17 protein-coding genes and 1 tRNA gene are annotated in these 20,217 nt (G+C 55.3%); 6 read left to right on the top strand and 12 right to left on the bottom strand.

Features of this window, described 5'->3' with window-relative positions; genetic code table 11:
- Positions 1-102: 102 nt before the first annotated feature.
- Entirely contained in the window at positions 103-1,056 is a 954-nt protein-coding gene (locus HMPREF2891_RS01100) for a DUF3137 domain-containing protein (RefSeq protein ID WP_070663575.1), read from the top strand.
- Between the two features lie 11 nt (positions 1,057-1,067).
- On the top strand, positions 1,068-1,631 hold the full coding sequence (locus HMPREF2891_RS01095; RefSeq protein ID WP_070620260.1) for a LemA family protein: 564 nt from the start codon (positions 1,068-1,070) through the stop codon (positions 1,629-1,631).
- Between the two features lie 163 nt (positions 1,632-1,794).
- On the opposite strand, the gene HMPREF2891_RS01090 is transcribed toward HMPREF2891_RS01095, so the two are convergent.
- Positions 1,795-2,154, bottom strand: coding sequence for an RNA polymerase-binding protein RbpA (locus HMPREF2891_RS01090; RefSeq protein ID WP_070620262.1), 360 nt, complete (start codon positions 2,152-2,154; stop codon positions 1,795-1,797).
- Between the two features lie 365 nt (positions 2,155-2,519).
- Here HMPREF2891_RS01090 and HMPREF2891_RS01085 point away from each other — a divergent pair, with 365 nt between their 5' ends.
- Both HMPREF2891_RS01085 and HMPREF2891_RS01080 read left to right on the top strand, forming a co-directional pair.
- The gene (locus HMPREF2891_RS01085) at positions 2,520-5,159 is read left to right on the top strand and encodes an MMPL family transporter (RefSeq protein WP_070663573.1); all 2,640 of its coding nucleotides are present in this window, start codon (positions 2,520-2,522) and stop codon (positions 5,157-5,159) included.
- Entirely contained in the window at positions 5,159-7,675 is a 2,517-nt protein-coding gene (locus tag HMPREF2891_RS01080; RefSeq protein WP_070663571.1) for a YhgE/Pip domain-containing protein, read from the top strand. The genes HMPREF2891_RS01085 and HMPREF2891_RS01080 overlap by 1 nt, the downstream gene beginning before the upstream one ends.
- A 67-nt stretch (positions 7,676-7,742) precedes the next feature.
- Here HMPREF2891_RS01080 and HMPREF2891_RS01075 read toward each other — a convergent pair whose 3' ends face one another.
- The 7 genes from HMPREF2891_RS01075 to pepN all read right to left on the bottom strand — a co-directional run bounded on the left by HMPREF2891_RS01075 (position 7,743) and on the right by pepN (position 14,143).
- A complete protein-coding gene (locus tag HMPREF2891_RS01075) occupies positions 7,743-8,261 on the bottom strand; it encodes a MerR family transcriptional regulator (protein WP_034507728.1) in 519 nt (172 codons plus the stop codon).
- Positions 8,262-8,438: 177 nt separating this feature from the next.
- Positions 8,439-9,185, bottom strand: a complete 747-nt coding sequence (locus HMPREF2891_RS09905) for a transcriptional regulator FtsR (RefSeq protein ID WP_070663569.1) — start codon at positions 9,183-9,185, stop codon at positions 8,439-8,441.
- Positions 9,182-9,622: an FHA domain-containing protein gene (locus HMPREF2891_RS01065; RefSeq protein WP_070620273.1), complete on the bottom strand. Its 441-nt coding sequence runs from the start codon at positions 9,620-9,622 to the stop codon at positions 9,182-9,184. Before HMPREF2891_RS01065 ends, HMPREF2891_RS09905 begins: the two co-directional genes overlap by 4 nt.
- Before the next feature lie 84 nt (positions 9,623-9,706).
- The gene (locus tag HMPREF2891_RS01060; protein ID WP_261666819.1) at positions 9,707-10,321 is read right to left on the bottom strand and encodes a DUF881 domain-containing protein; all 615 of its coding nucleotides are present in this window, start codon (positions 10,319-10,321) and stop codon (positions 9,707-9,709) included.
- 113 nt (positions 10,322-10,434) lie between these two features.
- On the bottom strand, positions 10,435-10,767 hold the full coding sequence (locus HMPREF2891_RS01055; protein ID WP_034507735.1) for a small basic family protein: 333 nt from the start codon (positions 10,765-10,767) through the stop codon (positions 10,435-10,437).
- The gene (locus HMPREF2891_RS01050; RefSeq protein ID WP_070663565.1) at positions 10,764-11,591 is read right to left on the bottom strand and encodes a DUF881 domain-containing protein; all 828 of its coding nucleotides are present in this window, start codon (positions 11,589-11,591) and stop codon (positions 10,764-10,766) included. The genes HMPREF2891_RS01055 and HMPREF2891_RS01050 overlap by 4 nt, the downstream gene beginning before the upstream one ends.
- Positions 11,576-14,143 carry an aminopeptidase N gene (gene pepN / locus HMPREF2891_RS01045; protein WP_070663564.1) on the bottom strand — a complete coding sequence of 856 codons (2,568 nt, stop codon included), beginning with the start codon at positions 14,141-14,143 and terminating at the stop codon, positions 11,576-11,578. Before pepN ends, HMPREF2891_RS01050 begins: the two co-directional genes overlap by 16 nt.
- A 161-nt stretch (positions 14,144-14,304) precedes the next feature.
- Here pepN and HMPREF2891_RS01040 point away from each other — a divergent pair.
- Positions 14,305-14,378 (top strand) — tRNA-Pro (locus HMPREF2891_RS01040).
- Positions 14,379-14,466: 88 nt separating this feature from the next.
- A complete protein-coding gene (gene rarD, locus HMPREF2891_RS01035) occupies positions 14,467-15,528 on the top strand; it encodes an EamA family transporter RarD (protein ID WP_070620282.1) in 1,062 nt (353 codons plus the stop codon).
- 8 nt (positions 15,529-15,536) lie between these two features.
- Here rarD and der read toward each other — a convergent pair whose 3' ends face one another.
- The 4 genes from der to scpB are packed head-to-tail and all read right to left on the bottom strand — an operon-like array spanning position 15,537 to position 20,206.
- Positions 15,537-17,711, bottom strand: coding sequence for a bifunctional cytidylate kinase/GTPase Der (gene der / locus HMPREF2891_RS01030; protein WP_083309423.1), 2,175 nt, complete (start codon positions 17,709-17,711; stop codon positions 15,537-15,539).
- 31 nt (positions 17,712-17,742) lie between these two features.
- Complete coding sequence (locus tag HMPREF2891_RS01025) at positions 17,743-18,873, bottom strand: prephenate dehydrogenase (protein ID WP_070620285.1); 1,131 nt, start codon at positions 18,871-18,873, stop codon at positions 17,743-17,745.
- 8 nt (positions 18,874-18,881) lie between these two features.
- On the bottom strand, positions 18,882-19,628 hold the full coding sequence (locus tag HMPREF2891_RS01020) for a pseudouridine synthase (protein ID WP_070663562.1): 747 nt from the start codon (positions 19,626-19,628) through the stop codon (positions 18,882-18,884).
- The gene (scpB, locus tag HMPREF2891_RS01015) at positions 19,628-20,206 is read right to left on the bottom strand and encodes an SMC-Scp complex subunit ScpB (protein ID WP_070620291.1); all 579 of its coding nucleotides are present in this window, start codon (positions 20,204-20,206) and stop codon (positions 19,628-19,630) included. The genes HMPREF2891_RS01020 and scpB overlap by 1 nt, the downstream gene beginning before the upstream one ends.
- Positions 20,207-20,217: the final 11 nt, after the last annotated feature.

The raw sequence follows: 20,217 nt of genomic DNA, 5'->3' as shown, positions 1-20,217 counted from the left end.
AACCCTGTTGCAGTTGTGGCTTAACTTGGGCGCTATGTTTACTTAGCTCAACGGAGCAATTATGATGATCCAGTACGGCTGAAACCACGGGGGAATCGCAACATGGCTGAGCAGCATCCATTCTTCGCGGACTCCACGGTGCTTGCACGGATCGAACAAATCGAAAGTTCACCAGAGAAACAAGCCGTGTTGAATGAGATCAAGGCGGGCATGGTTTCCAGCGTGTCAGAGCAGTACAAGATGCTGTGGATTGGGATTCCTACGCTAGTTATTCTGGTGTTCTGGCTCCGAAATGAAACCGTCATAATGGTGGCACTCGTAGCCCTCATCTATTTTTGGAACAAGCAGCGCACAGCAATCAGAAATAAAACTACGGCGTCTTATGTGGAACACTTCTTACTTCCAGTGCTCCACGAGGTTATTCCAAACGCGGAGGTTGATTACAACAGCGGCATTGAGAAGCGTATTTTGAAAGTAGTTACTCCAAGAGCGGAGAGCTACTCGCCAAACTGCCACATTATGTTCAATGATGAAAGGCGCACGGAGTTTTGCAATTTGTGGGCCTATCATACGTACGAGGACTCCGACGGTAATACGCGTACCGTGGAGGACTTTAATGGGCAGGTGCTGACCGCTGAGTATCCCACGGGACTGCGCGGCCACATCCGCATCGTGCCCACAACTCGTGGGCTGTTTGGCAGAGAAAAACAAAAAGGCTATGCCAAAGCCCAGGATGGTGAACTGAAGATTGAGACGGAAGACATTCGGTTCAATGAGACGTTCAATGTCTATTGCACTGATGAGGTCTCCAGCCGCACGCTCTTGAATCCATACCTGCTTAGAACTCTTGTGGAGTATAGGGAAGGCTGCCCAATTACTGTGACAATGGATGAGAAACGGGTTGCGGTCTCGTTTTACACGGACGCCCATATTCTGAAGCGTCCCTCTAGCCGAAAAGAGATTGAAAGTCTTTCTCTTAGTGGCGAGTATAAAAAGGTGCAGAATCAGCTCGGCCAGTTTTACACGTTGTTAGATAAGGTTAATTCCCAGTTGTGAATGGAGAATCAATGAATTCTTACTTGTATATTTGGCTTACCGTTGCGATCATTTTATTGTTGATCGTCTTTTGGTTTATTGCAAAAAGCAACCAGATGTCGCGCTACCTGGTCATTATTGAAGAGTCGAAGAAGAACGTCGATATTGCTCTTGCCAAGCGGTATGACACTATTTTGGAAATGCTGAAGGTAGCGAAGTCTTACGCGCAGCATGAAGAGAAGCTTTTTGTGAACATCGTAAAACTGCGCCGTGGGGCGTCGGTTGCAGAGATGAATGACGCAATGGTCTCTCAGGACAATGCACTGCGAAATATTTTCGCAGTGGGGGAGAACTACCCGCAGATGCTCTCTTCGCAGCAGTTCCTGAATCTCCAAAGTGAGATTGCAAAGGAAAACGACCAGCTCGCTGCTTCTAAACGGATCGTGAACTCCAATATCAGCTTGTTGAACCAGATGGTGGTTACCTTCCCAATCTCGATCGTGGCAGCAATTCGAGGAATCAAGCAGATGGACTTCCTGCGCGAGGACGACGTGGCCTCGAAGAAAGACATCAGCGGCTTCGACTATTCCGTGTAAACGAACCCGAGGTGCAAGCAGAACCCCGCGATCATATATGACCGCGGGGGAGGAGTGGGCAAGATCAAATCTGCGTTTTTTGGGGGCCAAGAGGGGCTCTGTGAGGTGCTCCGCTGCTTGACCACAATGCTCACTGCAAGCTTTGCTTAATCTTTACCTTTGCTTAGCGCCTGTAGGCAACGCCGTTGCGTAACTCGCCGCGGCGAAGCACCTCAAGTTGCTCCTGCAACAAAACTTCGAGTTCTTCTTCGCTACGACGCTCAAGAAGCATGTCCCAGTGCGTACGCTGTGGTTTTGCTGGTTTTTCTTCTTCAGGTTCCGCATCGCCAAGGTATTCGGCGGGCGAACCGCAGCGGCATTCCCAGTTTGCTGGCGGCTCAGAATCGATCGACATCGTCACCGCAAAAACGTGCCCATTTTCGCACTGGTAGCGACGCTGCTGGCGATCAGCAAAAACGATGCCATCTTCGGTCTCTAGCGACTTAGCGCCAATCTGCATTCCGCGTAGTGCGCGATCTGCCATCTGTTTTCCTTTCTTCGAACTTGCTCGTAGTCTAAACGCATAAACGCTATCGCTTTGGTAAATATTTCAGCTGAATGCGCGAATCGAGCGGCGTTAGGGCAAAAGACCCTCGACCACAAAGGGCTCAATCTAATATGCTGATCCGATAATGTACATTATGTCATTATTAAATATGGTTCTGCGTAACTCGAGAGAGGTGCCTCTACCCCTCTCAATCCTGAGGAGTGAGAGCGCGTGGCGCTTGCCTTGACCCGCGCCCACTACGAAACCACTTCGCGGTGGCGCTCGGAGCATTCTAGGTCTTCAAGCGTGGCGAATAAATAATAGAATCGAAGAAACAACGTATCGCGTGTTTAGGAACCATAGTGTCATCGATTCTGTTTCGGCTAGCCACCTCCACGGTTAAGCATGCAAAAACGGTGCTTCTTGCCTGGATATTGATCCTGGCCGCGGTTATAGCTGCGATGTTCGGTTTGGGCGGTAAGCTAACGAACGACTTCACTATCCCCGGCACCGAGGGGCAAGATGGCCTGAATGTAATGGCTGAGCGTTTCCCAGAACTGTCTGGAACCGCAGGCCAGGTCATTTTCGGGGCTCCGAAGGGCGGTAACATCTGGGATTATCGGGATGAGATTACCGCTGTGCTCAACCAGGCAAAGAGCATTAAGTACGCGACCGCTGTAGCTGACCCGTTCGATGACTCAATAATGGCTCCCTTGGTGTCAGATGATAATCGTTATGCAATGTCGCAGGTACAGTTCTCATTTGGCCTCGACTCGATTGATGACAACTCTGTATCCGAGCTGGTGAGCATCGCGAAACAGGCAGAGCAAGCCGGGTTGAGTGTGCACGTTGGCGGCCAGATTATGTCGCTCACCGAGATCCCCCTCTCCCCTCTTGAAGCAGTGGGTGTAGCCCTGGCCCTTATGGTTTTATCGGTCGCATTCCGTTCGTTTAAGACGGGTATGGTGCCGATCATTACAGCTCTTTTCGGCGTTGGTATTTCCATGGGAATCACGATGATAGTGGCCGCCTTTGTGCCAATCTCTACCACTACCCCAACGCTTGCTATCATGCTGGGTTTGGCTGTGGGAATCGATTACGCCCTATTTATTGTGTCACGACATTTGGATCAGCTGGCTGAGGGTTACACCGTCGAAGAGTCGATTCCGCGTGCCATCGCCACCTCGGGTGCCGCCGTGCTTTTTGCGGGGATGACAGTGGTTATTGCGCTGACGGCGCTGTTTGTAGCGGGCATTCCCTTCCTCACAATTATGGGTCTAGCAGCGGCCTTGGCTGTTGCTATCGCGGCGGTAATGGCAGTAACTGGCCTGCCCGCGCTCCTTGCCGTACTTGGAGATCGCCTACGGCCTAAGCGGCGAAAGCTAAAGAATGGCGAGGACGAAGCCGATTCCGGGCGTAAACGACACCTGTCTGCATGGTGGGTGAAAACCGTAACCTCGCACCCCTGGCTCACCATTTTGAGCGTTACTGCCTTGGTTGTAGTCATGACTATTCCCGCGCTAAATCTGCGCCTAGCTCTGCCAGATAATGGCGTTGAAGATGAATCCACGATGGCCAGGCAAACCTTTGACCTCGTAGCCGAGGAGTTCGGCCCGGGAGCTAACGGGCCGCTGGTTGTGATTGGTGACATCGTTACTTCGAGGGATCCGCTGGGCCTAATGGCCAGCATGAAGTCTGAAATCGAGCAGATGCCCGGCGTTGATCAGGTACAGCTTTCTACACCTAACCGCAGCGCTGATTTGGGTGTTGTCGTGGTGATCCCCAAGACCGGAGCAGATAGCGTAGAAACCGAACAGCTAGTGCATGCTCTTAGGGATGCAGCGCCTGATTGGGAAGCTAAATACGACATCTCTAACGTGATGGTCACCGGTTCGGCGGCCGTAGCGATCGATGTATCAGAGAAGCTGTACTCTGCGCTACTGCCATTTGGAGCAGTCGTTGTGGGGCTCTCGCTCATCATTTTGCTGGTTGTGTTCCGCTCGATTTGGGTGCCGATCAAAGCCACGCTTGGATACGTGTTCTCCGTGGCCGCGGCATTTGGCATGACCACGTGGGTATTCATCGATGGAGTTGGTAATGACCTGCTGCGAATAGGCCAGGTAGGCCCTGTCATTTCCTTCATGCCAATCATGCTCATGGGCGTTCTTTTTGGCCTGGCAATGGACTACGAGCTGTTCTTGGTCTCACGAATGGCAGAAGACTACGCGCACAGTGGTAACGCGCGAGAGTCCATTCGCACGGGATTCGTGGGCTCGTCCCCGGTGGTTGTGGCCGCAGCCCTCATCATGATGTCTGTGTTCTCCGGCTTTATCCCCGACGGCTCGTTCTACGTCCAACCAATCGCATTCGGCCTGCTGGTCGGCGTTGGCGTGGATGCATTCCTGGTACGAATGACGCTGGTGCCCGCCGTCCTCCAACTTCTGGGTGACAAGGCGTGGTACTTGCCGAAGTGGCTGGATCGGATGCTCCCCCATCTCGATGTTGAAGGAACCGGCATGGACCTGCACTTCAAACACGTGGACTGGCAACGCCAATATGGCGAGGTTGTCGCCAGAGCTGAGAATGTGAGCATTGGAGACCGGCGCGGTGACCTTGTAAGCGGCGTAGAACTAGCCGTGCGCCCGGGCGACATTATCCGCTTCACCGGCGATCCGGCGGCTTGTACTGCGATGCTTGCCGCATTTGGCGCCAGGCTCCTCCCCCACACCGGATCGATCTACGTGTTCGATATTTCAAGCCGCGACGAGGCCAGCCGAGTTATTGCACGCAGTGTTTTCCTTGATGACCTGGCTACACAGATCCCGCAGGTTTCTAAACCCATGTTGCTCCTTGTCAACAGGCCTCTTCGCGAGGTGGAGAAGGCCAGGGTCCAAGAGATCCTCGAGGCGGGCGGCGCTCTGCTGCTCGGGCCGGAAAACACGGATGAATTCGCAAATGAAGACTCATATGAAGTACGCGTTAAGTTGGCGGTGAATGGGTAATGAAACTTACCGGACGAGATATACGGGCCCTCGTGGCCGTAGTGCTACTGCCCATCCTGGCAACGGCGCTTACGCTATGGTCGCTTCCAGACCGCCCGAACAACTTCAACAAGATTCCCGCCGCGATCGTCAACATGGACGAGGGCGCCAAAATGGTGGTTGATGGCGAAGAAGTTACGGTGCCCATCGGGCGCGAGTTGGCCGGAGGCCTCATGTATCCCGATGAGCCCGTCGATCTGAACCTGGATTGGCAACTTGTCACGGAAGAAACTGCGAGAAGCGGGCTTGAATCTGGGCAGTACCAAGCGGTCATCACCATCCCAAAAAACTTTTCTAAGAATGTGACGTCCATTGGGACTACCGCAGCTACTCCCGCACTTATTACCGTGACGTCTAATGACGCGTCATCTGAGCTCATGGGACGCATCTCTGCCCAGATTGCGGCAGTCGCTGCCACCACAATGGGGCACTCCCTCACCGAGACGATGCTGGATGAGATCTTCCTTGGCTTTGGTGACATGAAGGATCAATTAGGCCAGGCCGCAGACGGTGCCAAACAGCTAGATGATGGTGTAAACAAGCTTGGCGAGGGAGCCGGCCAGCTCTCCTCGGGCGCGCGCGAACTTGCTGGCGGAACCGCACAGCTGGCGGCCGGATTGAACCAGCTGTACGGCGGCGCGAATGAGCTTGCCGGTGGCGTAAGCGAACTGCGTGGCGGCGTGGGCCAGCTCGCGGATGGTGCTGATCAACTTGCTTTGGGAACCAAACAGTTGCGGGATGGGTTCGTGGGGACGAACGCAACTCCCGGGCTGAAATCCGGTATTGACCAGTTGGAGCGAAGCGTCAACGAGCCAGGCGGGCTTGCCGAAGGAACCCGGCAACTCGCCGACGGATCCAAAGAGCTAAGCGAAGGCATAGATCAGCTGGTAGATGGTCTAAACCAGGTGCTCGAACCCCTCGCGCGGATCGAGAACGCGATTCCGGATGGAACCTTGGATAACCTGCCTTCATCCGCAGAGATTACCGCTGAGGTGGAAAAGATCCGTGACGTCATCAAAGACTCACAGAACCTGCTCGATTACGTACGCGGCCTCATCTACGGTACGGATCAGAATATAGGCGCTCTCCCCCGCCTTAAGCAGCTGGCTGCCCAGTGCGATGCCACGCAGACCCCGGAGTATTGCGCAGCGCTTAACCAGACTGTGAGTGACCTCGAGCAGGCCCTTGCAAATCTTCCTCAGAACGATCCCAACTTGGATCAGGCGCTTGCCCAGCTGAATGAGCTACTCACCCGGTCCGGAATTAATGAGCTCGTCGATCAGATCGTACAGATCAGTACTCGCATAGAAGAGTTAGTGAAACAACTCCAAGATGCCGGAGGTTTTGCCGGCATTAGCGCAGATTTGGAAAGGTTGCGCGAAGGTTCGAGCCAGCTTGCCGCAGGTATTGCACAGCTACGCGACGGGGTGAACGGTACGCCCGGTAGCCTCGGAATGTCGCAGGCACTTAGCCAGCTCTCCGATGGCGCGGCAAAACTTCAAAGTGGCCTCGATGGAACGCCAAGCCAGCTCGGCCTCGTGGATGGTGCCAGCCAGCTTGCAGCGGGCCTCAGGCTTTTGAATCCTGGCCTCATCCAGCTCGAAGACGGAACTTGGCAACTGGCCCACGGCGCGGGGCAAAGCTCAAGCGGAGCGAGCCAGCTGGCAGGAGGCACCGATCAGCTTGCCGGGGGCACTAGCGAGCTTTACGCAGGTATCGGGCAGCTGATAGAGGGTACCTCGCGCTTCGCCACCGAGCTTGAGGGCGGCGTCGATCAGGTGCCAAGCTACACGGACGCAGAGCGTACCCGCATTGTGAATGTGGGGGCGATTCCGATCCGGTCTGAAAATGCTGCCCTTTACAAGACGAGTGAAGCCAACACGCTATTCCCATGGGCCGCAGCGATAGTGTTGTGGTTGGGAGCGTTTGCTACGTATTTAGCTATGCCCGGTTTGCGCCGTCGGGAACTAGCTTCTTCAGTCGCGCCCGTGCGGGTGGCCTGGAACTCGCTTCGCCCGGCGTTAGTGTTCGCATTGGTACAAGCCATTGGTGTTGCGATTATTGCTGGTTTGTTCGGTGTTTCTCCAAAGAGCTTCGCTTTAACCTCAATCATTATGGCCATTGGAGTAGTTTCTTTCACCGCAATCAATCAGGCACTCCTCGCTGTTTTTGGAGCGCGCGTGGGGCGCATAGTGGCGTTACTGTTCCTAGTGGTACAGGTGGTCTCGCTTGGAGGACTCATTCCGATCCAGACCGCGCCTAGTGCGTTCCAAATGATTTCTGGATTGCTGCCGCTATCCGCCCTCATGAACGGTCTAACCCACACCGTAGTTGGCGGTAACCTAACCAGTATCGTGGCAACGGCCATCCCCCTCCTGCTCTGGGGCCTGGTGTCATTCCTGTTTAGCGCGATTGCTGCTAGGAAGGCGCGCAGGCTAGACGTAGCCCAACTGCGCCGGCAGTATGCAGAAGCTTAGCCGGCGCAGAATAAAGCTTTGGGGTGGAACAGTTTGATCTGTTCCACCCCAATACTTCGAAGATATTTTAAGAAGCGTTACGGCGAGCGCGCCTTGCCTTGGCAAGCTCATCTTCAACCGGAAGAACCGGCTCGGCCTCCTCACTAGGAAGCTCAGCTAGCGAGCCCTCGATCTCGCGCCAAACGTGACCAACTGCGATACCAAACACGCCCTGACCGCCCTCGATTAGGTCAATCATCTCGTCACGTGAGCGGCACTCGTAAACCGAAGCCCCGTCGCTCATAAGAGTGATTGAAGCGAGGTCGTCCACTCCCCTGTCTTTCAAGTGCGTGACAGCAGTACGAATCTGCTGCAGCGAGACGCCGGTGTCCAAAAGGCGCTTCACCACTTTCAGCACGAGGATGTCGCGGAACGAATAAAGCCTTTGTGAACCCGAGCCCTGTGCCGTGCGAATAGACGGTTCCACAAGGCCAGTGCGCGCCCAGTAATCCAACTGGCGGTAAGTTATGCCAGCCGCCTGACAGGCGATGCGACCGCGGTATCCGGTTTCGGGCGTGAGGTGCGCGAGGACGTCGCCAAACAGCATGCCCTGCCGGGCCGTAGCGGCTCCATTATCTGGTACCAACTGAATATCTCCTCGCGACTATTAGGTTGATGGTCAAACTGAGATCAACGCTAGAACGGAATAAGCGCGGCGTCAATGAAACGCGCGGCGCGCCTTACCTTCAAGTTTAACTTGAGACTATTTTGTTATCGAATTCGTCTAACTATCTGAAAGTTTCTCGATTGCCATGCGCAAAAACTCACGATGCAGATCGGCTGTCAGTTCTGCAATCTCAGCACTCCTGGCTCGTGCCCGTTCAATATCTGAGGCGCGACCTCGTGCTCGAAGTGGCTGCACCGTAGTGTCGATGATATCCGCATGTCTCTCGGCAGCTTGGCGCACCGTGCGAAGGTTGCGCGGGCTAATCCCCTCGTTGCGGATCTGCAGCAGAAGTTCAACTACCTTTACAGATTTTGTGCGGAAGTACCCACTCAGGTCCGGAGAGAGCAAGCCAAGCGTGGTGAATTCCTCGATCTCTGCCTTTGAGGCGCCCGTAAGGTCACAAAGCTCACGAACCGAAACATGCTCGCGCGAGGGTACCTTAGTTACGCCCTTGTCAGACACAACCCTTGCGGTAGGCATCCGGTCGATCTCGTGACCCGCGTCGAGCGCGGCAAGTTGCTCGCGTATAACGCGAAGCGGGCGGTAAGAGTCACGTTGCTCCGTCAGAATGAAACGCAGCCGTTCTATGTCTGCGCTGGAGTATTTCCGGTACCCGGAATCGGTACGTTCAGGCTCAAGCAGGCCTTCCGATTCTAGATACCGGATTTTAGACACCGTGAGTGCAGGAAACTCGGGTTTAACCTGTTCGGTTACCTGACCAATAGAAAACCTTGCCTCATGAGAAACATCACGAGGCCAAGATATTGGTGTCTCATTTTCTAAACGGAGCCGTTTTGCGCTCATGAAGCTTTGTTCGATGGGTGGTACGTAAGGCGGTACTTGCCAACTTGTACTTCGTCGCCCGTGTGTAACTCGGCACTCTCAGTGCGTTCGCGGTTAACATAGGTGCCGTTCAAAGAGCCGGAATCGCGCACAACGAAGCCCCCGTCAACGGCGCGGAATTCACAGTGACGGCGCGAGACGGTGACGTCGTCAAGGAAAATATCAGCCTTTGGGCTTCGTCCTGCCGTAGTTACCTCTTTGTCGAGGAGGAAACGGGCACCGGAGTTTGGACCACGTTGAACGATGAGGAGAGCCGAACCGTACGGTAGCGCGTCTACCGCGGCTTGATCGGCGGCCGAAAGCGGACGGCGAGTAAACGGTTCTGTGGGTTCACTTGGCGTGTCCAATGCGCCAAAAATGGCGGTTTCATTGGGATCTGGCGTGTTGTTTAGGGACATCGCCTTCTCCTTCGTCGACGGGGATCGAATATCTATCCTTCAAGTTTAGTTCCGTTGGAACAAGTTATCCACCACACGGCAGCGCTACTCGACGGGCTTAGCGTAGCGGTATGTCTTGGGGGCAACCGTGGAATCTATCTCGATGTCATCTACACGCGTGATTTCGACGGTTGCATCTGACGCGCGAAGTTGCGAGGTGGTGCCGCGGGCGATGTCTAGGGCCGGCTGTATAGTGTCCGCATCGCCAATCACCCTCCACGTGTATGGAGCCTTCAGCTCAGTCCCAGAAAGGCTCAAGACGCCGTCATCGTCCGACGTAATGAAGGATGTGGCCACAATCCGATTCCCGTTCAATTCGATAGCTTCCGCCCCCGAGTTGCGAAGTTCGCCCAGCATAGTGACGAACTTTTGGGCAGGAATCGGACTGCTCCCCTGGTTCACAACGATCTCGAGCCCGGGCCCGTGCACGGGTGTGGTTCCGCCAAGGATGCGAGCAAGTTCACGCTCCTTCTCGGCGGCTTCCACGGCTGCTTGTCCTTGGGAATGGGCCGATTGTAACTTGTAGATTTGGTCAGTCAACTCAGCCTTTTCGTCGCGTAGCTGGCTTTCGGCAGCGGTTAGTTGGTCAAGCAGTAACACCAGCTCGTCTTCATTCAGGCCGTCAAGTGGATCCGATCGTTGGATCTTAATTTGTGCCACAAACGCAAATCCCAAACTGAACAGAAGCAAGCCGATAAGCAGGTGAATGGGACGAAACCTCACTGTTAGGAGGTCGCGTAGGCGGCGCTTTGATAAGTCTTTTTCTCTCACGGTTAAGCCCCAAAAATGTGGCGACGTATCGCAGCTGCGTTAGAGAAAATACGGATACCTAGAACAACCACGATTGCCGTTGTCATTGCGGCTCCCACACCCAGTTGCGCGCCTACCAGCACCAGCAGGGCGGCGATGAGCACGTTCCAAAAGAACGAGGTGATGAACACGCGATCAGAGAACTTGCCCTCAAACCAGGCGCGCGCACCGCCGAGGAGCGCGTCCATCGCTGCCACGACGGCGATGGGAAGGTACGGTTGGAGCGCGTACGGAATGGTCGGGTCAAGAAGAATACCAAGGATAATTCCGAGGACTAGGCCAAGTATTGCGATCATTGCTGCTCCTGTTGAACGATCTCGGTAAGGCTCGCGCCCCGAACGCTAGCTGGGCGCAAGGCGATTTTTTCCTCCGCCTGAATTGATGTTTTAATGCCGTATTTTGAGTCCAGTGTAGACAGATAGGCCGCTACCCCACCGGATTTTAGCTGGAGTTCAAGTGCCTCACGGTCTCCGATGGCGCGAATGCTGTATGGCGCCACTACGGGTTGGAAATTAACCAAGATGGCGCCACCCGCGGTGCGCACAGCAGTGGTCGGTCCCACTCGAACCCCATTTATCTCCACGCCTTCTGCGCCACCTGCCCAAAGGGAGTTGATGATGTAGCGCAGGTCGGTATCCAAAACTCTCTCGACAGATTCTGCCCCCTCGCGTTCACTAACCGTGACTTGGATGCCACTGCCTTCGATCTCTTCCAGCTGTGCGCTTTGTGCCGCTGGTTGATCTGCAGTAACCGTGTCCTTTAAGTCAGCGGATAAGAGAGCTATTCGAGCCGCGTCCTCCGCGTTGGCAACTTCTAGTTGATTGACAATGTCTTGCTGGCGAGCAACCTGCTCACTGAGGTTGCTGCGCGTTTTCTCCTGTGTAGTTTTATTGCCGATTAGGTTCTTCGCCGCGATGGTCACGCAGAAGGCAAGCACCATTGCGAGCAAGAGGGCGATGATCGTCTCAAATGGGCGGCGCGGCGTTTTGCGAGACTCAGATGATCCGCCCACGCCATAGTTGAGCGGGTCAAAAAGGAGGTCGCCTAGCTGGGACGACGGCTGCGTTAATGCCCGATTATCCTCGGCCGCGTGATCTACGGATTCTACTTCGTCAGCCATTTGGTTTGGATCCTGAAACTGCGTTCCAAATTATCGGCTGCCTCGCGCATGAGACGCACAAGAGCTGCCGGCGCGTTCTCGTTTGCGCTCACCCACCACGAAGCCATGTACCGTAGTGCTGCCGCCTCCTCGGGACTGCCCGCATCGATCACGGAAGGGTATGCACCCGCAATGAAGCGCCTTCCCATCCCGATCGTGTGAGAGTCCCAATAATGCGCTGCAAGATCAAAAAAGTCGCCTGCGAAACCGGTTGCACCGTGACCTAGCGATCCTGCATTTAGACCGGCCAGCATAGCGCTCATCTTTTCGTTGGCGAGATCTTCTTCAAGAATTCGCGTCCAGGTCTTCTGGCGCTCGATGCGACCCGGAAGCGCTGAGATTGCTTGTAGCGCAAACACTTCAGCTTCACCGGAAGGATCAGTTTTGAGATACGCCTCCACATCTTCTCTAGTAATTGCCCCTAGCGCAGCGAGGGTAATTCGGGCCTGCCACGCAAGATTTGGACCAACTGTTAGGAGGGGTGAATTAGCGGCGGCAAGGTCATGCAAGAACTGCATCTGATCCTCACCCGGCGAACCGGCGATATTCAAAGCACGAGTTGCGGCAAGTGCCCATTCGCGCTTGCGATCTTCGGCGTCCGAGCGTCCAATAGCGTTGATCGCGTGGTTGGCAAAACTATTTGCCTCCAGTTTTCGCTCTGGCGTGGCCATGTAGTGCAGGAGAGCTTCGAGAGCGTTGCCGATTAGGTCACCGGCAACCGCGTCATCTTCTTCGAACGGCACCTGACTCGCCACCGCATTCACGTAGTCGCGTGGATTTATCTTTGCTGCCCGCACGCCCGCCCACAGCGCTGACCAAAGCACTGCGCGTGAGGTTGGATTTGCAATCGTAGAGACGAAGCGAAGCGCGGTTGTTACCTCGTTCTCATCCAGTTCAACAAGCGCGTACGTTAGATCATCATCATTTGCGAGGACGAGGTCATAGTTCCCGGCAGTTTCGAGCGGGAGGGATGATCCAGTGAGCGTGACCTTCTCGATCCCCACGCGCACGAAATTATCGCCCGTCAGCTCATAGAAGCCGACATTTACCCGGTGAGGGCGCAGCGCCTCCTGCCCAGTGATCGCGTCCATGGAATCCTGCTCCAGTATGAAACCGTCCTCACCTCGGCGAATACGCAGAGTTGAAGGGCCGGTGGTCTCTAGCCATGCCTTTGCCCAACCCTGGAGATTATCGCGACCGGAGGCTTCCTCGAGCGCCTCTAAAAAGTCTTGCATCCGGGTTGCTCCGAACGCGTGTTTCTTAAAGTATTCACGGGCGCCGATAAAGAAAGCTTCTTTCCCTACATAGGCAACCAGCTGTTTAAGCACAGCCGCACCCTTAGCGTAGGTAATTCCATCGAAGTTGTTCTTTGCGGCTTCAACGTCAGGAATGTCGGCTGCGATTGGGGGGGTGGTGGGTAGCTGATCCTGCTTGTATGCCCATTCTTTCCTGCCGGAAGCGAATGTGGCCCACTCGGTGTCGAACTGGGTATTCTCTGTTAATCCCATTGACCCCTGGTTGTCCGCAAAGGACTCCTTCAGCCATAAATCGTCCCACCACTTCGGGGTTACGAGGTCTCCAAACCACATGTGGCACATCTCGTGGAAAATGACGTTGGCACGAGATTGGCGTGCAGCCCTCGTGGGCGTGTCGCGAGAAATCATCTTCTCGTTGAAGGTCACACACCCCGGGTTCTCCATAGCTCCAAGATTATATTCGGGTACAAAAACCTGGTCGTACTTGCCCCACGGATATGTGAAGCCGTAATACTCGTGATAGAAATCAAGACCCTGGCGCGTCACAGTCAAGATGTCTTCGGCATCCAAGTACTGCGCAAGAGACGCACGGCAGTAAACACCCAAACTAATGTTGGCGTGGCCACCGTCGGCGGCTCCCCCACTCCAGGTGCCTCCATCAACGCGAGCGTATGGGCCGGCAACCACCGCAGTGATGTAGGACGACAGCGGTGGCGTGCGTTTGAACGTTACCTCCGCCAGCTCGCCAACCGTATTACGGGACTGTTCGGGCTGGTTAGATAGAATTATCCAATCCGAGGGAGCCTTAACACTGAACTGCCAGCGGAGCTTCAGATCGGGTTGGTCAAAGCAGGCCCATGCGCGGCGCGCATCCGTGGGCTCAAACTGCGTGTACAGGTAGGTAGCGCCATCCTCTGGATCGATGTAGCGATGCAGGCCTTCCCCGGTTGTCGAGTAGTAGCAACGCGACTCTATTTCTAAACTCACCGGGTGATCCGTTGGAAGGTCTTTCACCAAGACCCGCGTATCCGTTACCTCGTAGTTTGCAGGCGCACCATCAACGCGCACTTCCTCAACACTCTTCGCAACAAGATCAACAAAAATGGATGAGGATTTTGTCTCAAAGCGAATCGTTGATTTTGAGAAAAACGCCTCTTCACCAGATTTTGCATTTGAAAGGTCGATGTAAACATCAATCTCGTCAGGTATTACGTTGGCGCTTCGTTCCAGCGCTTCTTCACGGGTCAAAGTCTCCACTGCCTCAGTGTATCGAAGGCGGCCACCAAACCGTTACTGGCATGAATCAATCACCCCCTCAACCCTCAGTGGGACTGGCAATGTGGGGAGTAGCCCACATCCGCCTGGCCGATTAGGCATGTGAGCAGTGCTTCGGTTAGAATCGTTGTTGCTGAAAAGCACGGGCTGTGGCGCAGCTTGGTAGCGCACTTGACTGGGGGTCAAGGGGTCGTGGGTTCAAATCCCGCCAGCCCGACGATGTAAATCCCGCGACAATGCAGTAATGTCTCGGGATTTTTTTAATACCTATCCCCTCCCACAGCGTCCTTTTAGATTGGTGTGTAATGGCTGGTCGCGGCGTAGTAGTTTCGCTTCTCTCCTCGGTCATGTTTGCAGCTATCGCATTTGTGGCCGGACAACTACCAGCTTTGTCAGGCACGCAGGTATGGGCCTGGCGCATTGTGCTAACGGTTCCAGGAATCCTCTTCCTCCTTGCGGTAAGCGGACGCTGGTTCTGGTTTTCGGGCGAGTTTAAGCGCACAATAGCTGCTCCAAAGAAACTACTGGCATACGGGTTTAACGTGCCAATGTTGGCCTCTCAAATGTTCCTTTTCGGATGGGCACCCCAAACTGGTAACACGTTGGCTCTATCAATGGGCTACTTCTTGATGCCCCTGGTAATGGTTCTGTTTGGCAGAGTGATTTTTAAGGAACGCCTCTCTACCATCACGTTTATTGCAACCCTCGTCGCGTGCGCCGCGGTGGTGTTCGAAGTGATCCGAGGTGGCGGGTTAGGCTGGGTCACGGTTTATGTTGCAGTGGGATACCCAATCTACTTTGTCCTTCGCCGTATTTTTGAAACCGATGGCGTGGGCGCCCTCACCTGGGAAATGGCGCTGGCGATGCCCCTCGCGATTTATGCAGCATCACGACAAAACGGCGTGAGCATTGCGTTTTCGCACCTTCCTGCCGCAATTTTGCTTTTGACGCTGGGCGGGTTATCCGTGTTTGCCCTTATCTTTTACGTGATGGCCGCGAAGCTTTTACCCTACGCGGTATTCGGTTTATTGTCTTACGTTGAACCGATCTTGGTTACCGTCGTTGCAACCCTGCTGGGCGAGCGCATTGAAGGCCTCGAATGGGTTACTTACATTGGCATTTGGCTCGCTGTGGTCATTCTTGGCCTGGATGGCGTGCGTGCCATTATGCGCAGGAAATCCTGGGCTGTGCCCGCAGCACGCCCATGGCGACGCCGGCGGCCTCGAAAATCCAAGAATGAGGCACATTCTTGGCGCAGATTCCGTAAAACCTCATCGAACACGCTGGTGGATCCGGGCGCGCCTGATGCGGCCGCTATTCCCATTCCGAATGAGTGGAACGAGAATGGCGCGGCCCAAACAGACTAGCTGGAAACTTATCGACGCTTCTTTTCACGCACCCGCACACTGATTTTGATTGGGGTACCCTCGAAGCCAAAGGTTTCACGCAAACGGCGTTCAATGAATCGGCGGTAGCCGGGGTCAAGGAATCCGGTTGTGAAGATCACGAACCTTGGCGGACGGGCGGACACCTGCGTTGCGAATAGGATGCGAGGCTGCTTTCCACCACGCACCGGGTGGGGTGTGGCCGCAACGAGTTCTCCCAGGAACGAGTTCAGCTTCGCGGTAGAAATGCGCATGTCCCAAGAGCGTAGCGACGTATCCAGTGCCCGTACGATTCGGTTCGTGTGCCATCCGGTGAGCGCGGACAGATTTATGCGCGGAGCCCACGCAACGTGTGCAAGGTCGCGTTCTTGCTCATTTTGAAGGTCAAGCCGGCGATCCTCATCAACCAAATCCCACTTGTTGTTAACGATTACCAGGGCGCGACCCGAATCAAGCGCTGCTTGCACGATTCGCACGTCCTGCTCCGATAGCGGCTCGGTGGCATCGAGTAGAACCATGGCTACCTCGGCTTTTTCAATCGCGGCCTGGGTACGAATGGAGGCGTAGTAGTCAGCGCCTGACGTGCGGTGCATCTTGCGACGGATACCAGCAGTGTCAACAAACCACCATTGGCGTCCGGCCATCTCGATAAGTTCATCAACCGGGTCTCGGGTTGTGCCTGCGGTGTTATCAACAACCACGCGGTTTTCCCCGGCCAATTGGTTGAGCAGCGAGGACTTACCCACATTTGGGCGCCCAATTAGTGCCACGCGGCGCGGCCCTCCCTCGGGCAGCTTCTGTGCAACAGCGGATTCTTCGGGAAGGATCTTCAGAACTGCATCGAGCACGTCACCGGCTCCGCGGCCATGTAGCGCTGATACTGGGAAAGGCTCGCCGAGCCCAAGGTTCCAAAGCGCGTAGGCATCCGCCTCCTGTGCAGCTGAATCAACCTTGTTGGCAGCCAGTACCACGGGTTTGCCAGAACGACGAAGGATCTTCACGATCCGCTCGTCCGTATCCGTGATGCCAACAGTTGCGTCTACAACAAACAGCACCGCGTCCGACATCTCGATTGCGATTTCAGCCTGCTGCGCAACGGAACGATCCAGGCCGCGCACGTCAATCTCCCAGCCGCCGGTGTCCACCAGCGTAAAGTCGCGTCCGTTCCAGTTTGCGGGGTAAGAAACCCGGTCACGCGTGACACCAGGAGTGTCTTGAACAACCGCAGCACGGCGTTGCAAAATCCGGTTCACAAGTGTTGATTTACCAACATTTGGACGTCCCACAATGGCTAAAACTGGATTGCCGGAGGTCGAGGTTTCTAACTCTTCAAAGGGAAGCTCACCTTCCAGCACATTCTGGTCTTCGTCGTAAAGCTCATAGTTTGAGAGGGCAGCGCGCATAGCGCGAACACGGGCATTGTCAGCTTCAGCTTGCTCGGCTCGTTGCGCAAGATTCTGCCTCACGTAGTCAAGTACAAGCTGAAGAGTTTGCTGGGCATCAAGAGCGGACGAGTCAACCAGGATCTGGCCTTCAGTAGCCTCCTGAAAGTTGACCACCGTAGAATCTTTAGCGTCTCGCCCAACAACCTCGCTGCGCATGGATTCAATGGCGGACTCGTCTACGCCCTCACCTAGCAACTGCACGGCGCGGCGTTTCATGCGCGCCTCAGCCGAAGCAGTAAGTAGCAGGCGCACATCCGCATCCGGTGCCACCACGGTGGTGATATCCCGGCCTTCGGTAACCATGCCGTTGCCGGACTGGCGGGCCGCATTGATAATTTCGCGCTGTTGGCGCACAAGCGATTCACGCACGTCCAGATTTGTGGCAGCTTTTGAGACTTCTTTGGAAATACGGGACTCGCGGATCTGCTCCGTCACGTCCGTATCCCCCACGGTTACGCGGAAATCATCGGGCGAGGTGGTGATGGACAAGAGGAACGAGTCTGCCGCACCAGCTACAGCGGCGTGATCGTCCAGGGGTAGACCGGCGTCCAGACAGTACCACGTGAGCGCACGGTACATCGCTCCGGTATCGAGGTAGCCGATGCCAAGCTCGCGTGCCAATGCACGAGCAACGGTTGATTTGCCCGATCCGGAGGGTCCATCGATAGCAACAGACAGCCCAAGCTCGCTAATCAGCGCCTTCATTTGCTCTACGCTCATGTTTGCTGTTTCCTCCACGTTTCCTCCCAGCTCACTGGTTAACGATGCGCCAGCCGCGCATTTCAAGTTCTTTTTCGGCTTCTTTGGCTACAGTCGGGTTTACAAAAATTTGGGCCAGACCAACGCGCTGGTGTGCGGAATGATCCATGGTGAGGTCTTCAATGTTGATTCCGGCCGCACCCAGTTCGGTGAAAAGTCGGCCGAGCTCACCCGGCTTGTCAGGAATAAGTACTTCCACGATCGCCCAGCGCCGCTGGACTCCCCCGTGCTTTCCGGGAATCCGCGAAACGCCCTCGTTACCCTGCGATATAGCGGTGTTTATGGCGGCAACGGATCCGGTAGCGCCAAAGCCTGCGGCAGCACCCGATTCAAGTCCGCTAACGAGGTTGTCTAGTTCCCGCTGGTACTCGCGCAATACATCCACCACGGGGCCGCAGTTACCTGACACGATCGATGTCCACAGGCGCGGGTCGGAAGCCGCGATGCGAGTGGTATCACGCAGGCCCTGGCCAACTAGGCTGAGCTCATCCTCGGTGGCATCGCGAAGCCGGGAGGCGAGTAGGGACGAGACTAGTTGCGGCACGTGCGAAACAATAGCCACTCCCCGATCATGCTCTTGCGCGTTCATTTCCAACACGGTGGCACCAAGGTCCACCGCAAGGTTGCGTACAACTACGCGCGCCTGAGGAGAGCAGGTTGGGTGGTGAATCACTGCCCACGGGCGCCCCACAAACAGGTCCCGGTCCGCAGCTGCAACGCCAGATCTTTCCCGACCTGCCATGGGGTGCGACGGGACGTATCGCGACGCATCAACACCAGCGGCTTCGACTTCCTCCAAAATAATCGACTTCACTGAAGCCACGTCAGTCACTACCGCATCCGGGTGTGTGTTCAGTGCCTTCACAACACAATCTGCAGTCACATCGGGGGGCACTGCAACAATAACCAGTGCTGGTTGCGGGCTAGATGGCGTGTATTCCTCGCCTGCACCAATGTCGCGAGCCAAAGCTAGTGACACTGGGGAAATATCTTGGAGGAACACTGGTACACCCGCAGCTTTTAGAGCCAGCGCTGCGGATCCTCCCAGAAGGCCGGAGCCGATCACAAGCACCGGTCCCGTCGTTTGGATGGGCCGGCCGTCCGGGTTGGTTGAAATCTGCACGGTGATTCCTACAGGTTTACGGCTTTGTACAGCTCTTGAAGCACGGCGCCATCAACCTTGCGGGTGACGCCTGGGTGTAGTCGCCCGATCTTAACCGGCCCGAACTGGGTGCGAACCAGTTCAACCACGGGAAAGCCCACGCTTTCGAGCAGCCGGCGGACAATGCGGTTGCGCCCCTCGTGCAACGTCAGCTCCACTAGGGTGAGGTCGCCATACTGGTCTTTGACGCGAAAACCTTGAACCTGAACTGGCCCGTCCTCAAGTTCGATACCGCGGAGCATTTTCTTGCGCAGGCCGCGCGGCACCTCGCCTGGAACGGTGGCGACGTATGTTTTTGGAATTTCAAACGAGGGGTGCATGAGTCGGTGTGCAAGCTCCCCGTCATTAGTCAGTAGGATCAGACCAGCCGTGTCGGTATCAAGACGTCCCACATGGAATAGGCGCTGGTTGTAGTCCTGGGTGTAGTCCGCTAGGCACGCACGTCCTTCTGGATCGTCCATGGTTGAAACGACGCCAACAGGTTTGTTGAGGGCAATGGTTAGAGACTCGGTATCTAATAGCAGGCGTTCGCCGTCGACGTGGATCACTTGCCGGCTGGGGTCAACCCTGGTGCCGAGCTTCCGCACCACTTTGTCGTCCACGCGAACGCGACCCGAGGTGATGAGGATTTCCGCGTGACGGCGAGATGCCACGCCGGCTTGCGAGATAACTTTTTGCAGGCGGATTCCCGAATCTACGTGAGGATCGTTCTTCATTATTTCTCCAAAGATTGCGCTAGTTCAGAAAGTTCGTCTCGGTGCGGAAGGTGGGGTGCAAGAGGACTTAACTCATCGAGTGAGCGTAGCCCCATTCGTTCAAGGAACTCAGTTGTAGTTTGAAAGAGTGTCGCTCCACTTGCGGTTTCACCAGCACTTTCAATGAGGCCTCGGGCTTGCAGAGAGCGGACAACTGAATCCACGTTGACTCCCCGAATGGAACTGACTTTTTGCCGGGTGACAGGCTGGCGATAAGCAATAACGGCAAGAGTTTCTAGGGCGGCTTGGGAAAGCTTTTGCATGCGGCTACCACTGACAAACTGAGACACGAAGGGGTCATATGCAGAACGCGAATAGTAGCGCCATCCCCCACCGACTTCGCGGAGTTCAAATCCGCGTTCGTCACGGTCATACTCGGCGCGAAGTTGAGTAAGTGCTACCTCCACCTGGTCGTCCGCGATATTAAGTGCATTCGCAATGTCTACCGATGCTACAGGTTCGGGCACAACCATGAGGATTGCTTCGATTATTTTGGTTAGTTCTTTATCGCTAAAGATTTGGGGTATTGCCTCTTGCATGTCGACCTCCC

Source organism: Actinomyces sp. HMSC065F11 (assembly GCF_001813085.1).
GTDB classification, from domain to species: Bacteria; Actinomycetota; Actinomycetes; order Actinomycetales; family Actinomycetaceae; genus Gleimia; species Gleimia europaea.
The sequence above is the reverse complement of the archived record's forward strand: the minus strand, read 5'-3'. Positions and strand labels throughout refer to the sequence as shown.

Coding starts and splice junctions, on each gene's coding strand:
- HMPREF2891_RS01090 (WP_070620262.1), bottom strand. CDS start 2,154: ATGGCAGATCGCGCACTACGCGGAATGCAGATTGGCGCTAAGTCGCTA.
- HMPREF2891_RS01055 (WP_034507735.1), bottom strand. CDS start 10,767: ATGATCGCAATACTTGGCCTAGTCCTCGGAATTATCCTTGGTATTCTT.
- scpB (WP_070620291.1), bottom strand. CDS start 20,206: ATGCAAGAGGCAATACCCCAAATCTTTAGCGATAAAGAACTAACCAAA.
- HMPREF2891_RS01080 (WP_070663571.1), top strand. CDS start 5,159: ATGAAACTTACCGGACGAGATATACGGGCCCTCGTGGCCGTAGTGCTA.
- HMPREF2891_RS01075 (WP_034507728.1), bottom strand. CDS start 8,261: ATGCTGTTTGGCGACGTCCTCGCGCACCTCACGCCCGAAACCGGATAC.
- HMPREF2891_RS01050 (WP_070663565.1), bottom strand. CDS start 11,591: ATGGCTGACGAAGTAGAATCCGTAGATCACGCGGCCGAGGATAATCGG.
- HMPREF2891_RS01020 (WP_070663562.1), bottom strand. CDS start 19,628: ATGAAGAACGATCCTCACGTAGATTCGGGAATCCGCCTGCAAAAAGTT.
- HMPREF2891_RS09905 (WP_070663569.1), bottom strand. CDS start 9,185: ATGAGCGCAAAACGGCTCCGTTTAGAAAATGAGACACCAATATCTTGG.
- der (WP_083309423.1), bottom strand. CDS start 17,711: ATGAGCGTAGAGCAAATGAAGGCGCTGATTAGCGAGCTTGGGCTGTCT.
- rarD (WP_070620282.1), top strand. CDS start 14,467: ATGGCTGGTCGCGGCGTAGTAGTTTCGCTTCTCTCCTCGGTCATGTTT.
- HMPREF2891_RS01100 (WP_070663575.1), top strand. CDS start 103: ATGGCTGAGCAGCATCCATTCTTCGCGGACTCCACGGTGCTTGCACGG.
- HMPREF2891_RS01065 (WP_070620273.1), bottom strand. CDS start 9,622: ATGTCCCTAAACAACACGCCAGATCCCAATGAAACCGCCATTTTTGGC.
- HMPREF2891_RS01095 (WP_070620260.1), top strand. CDS start 1,068: ATGAATTCTTACTTGTATATTTGGCTTACCGTTGCGATCATTTTATTG.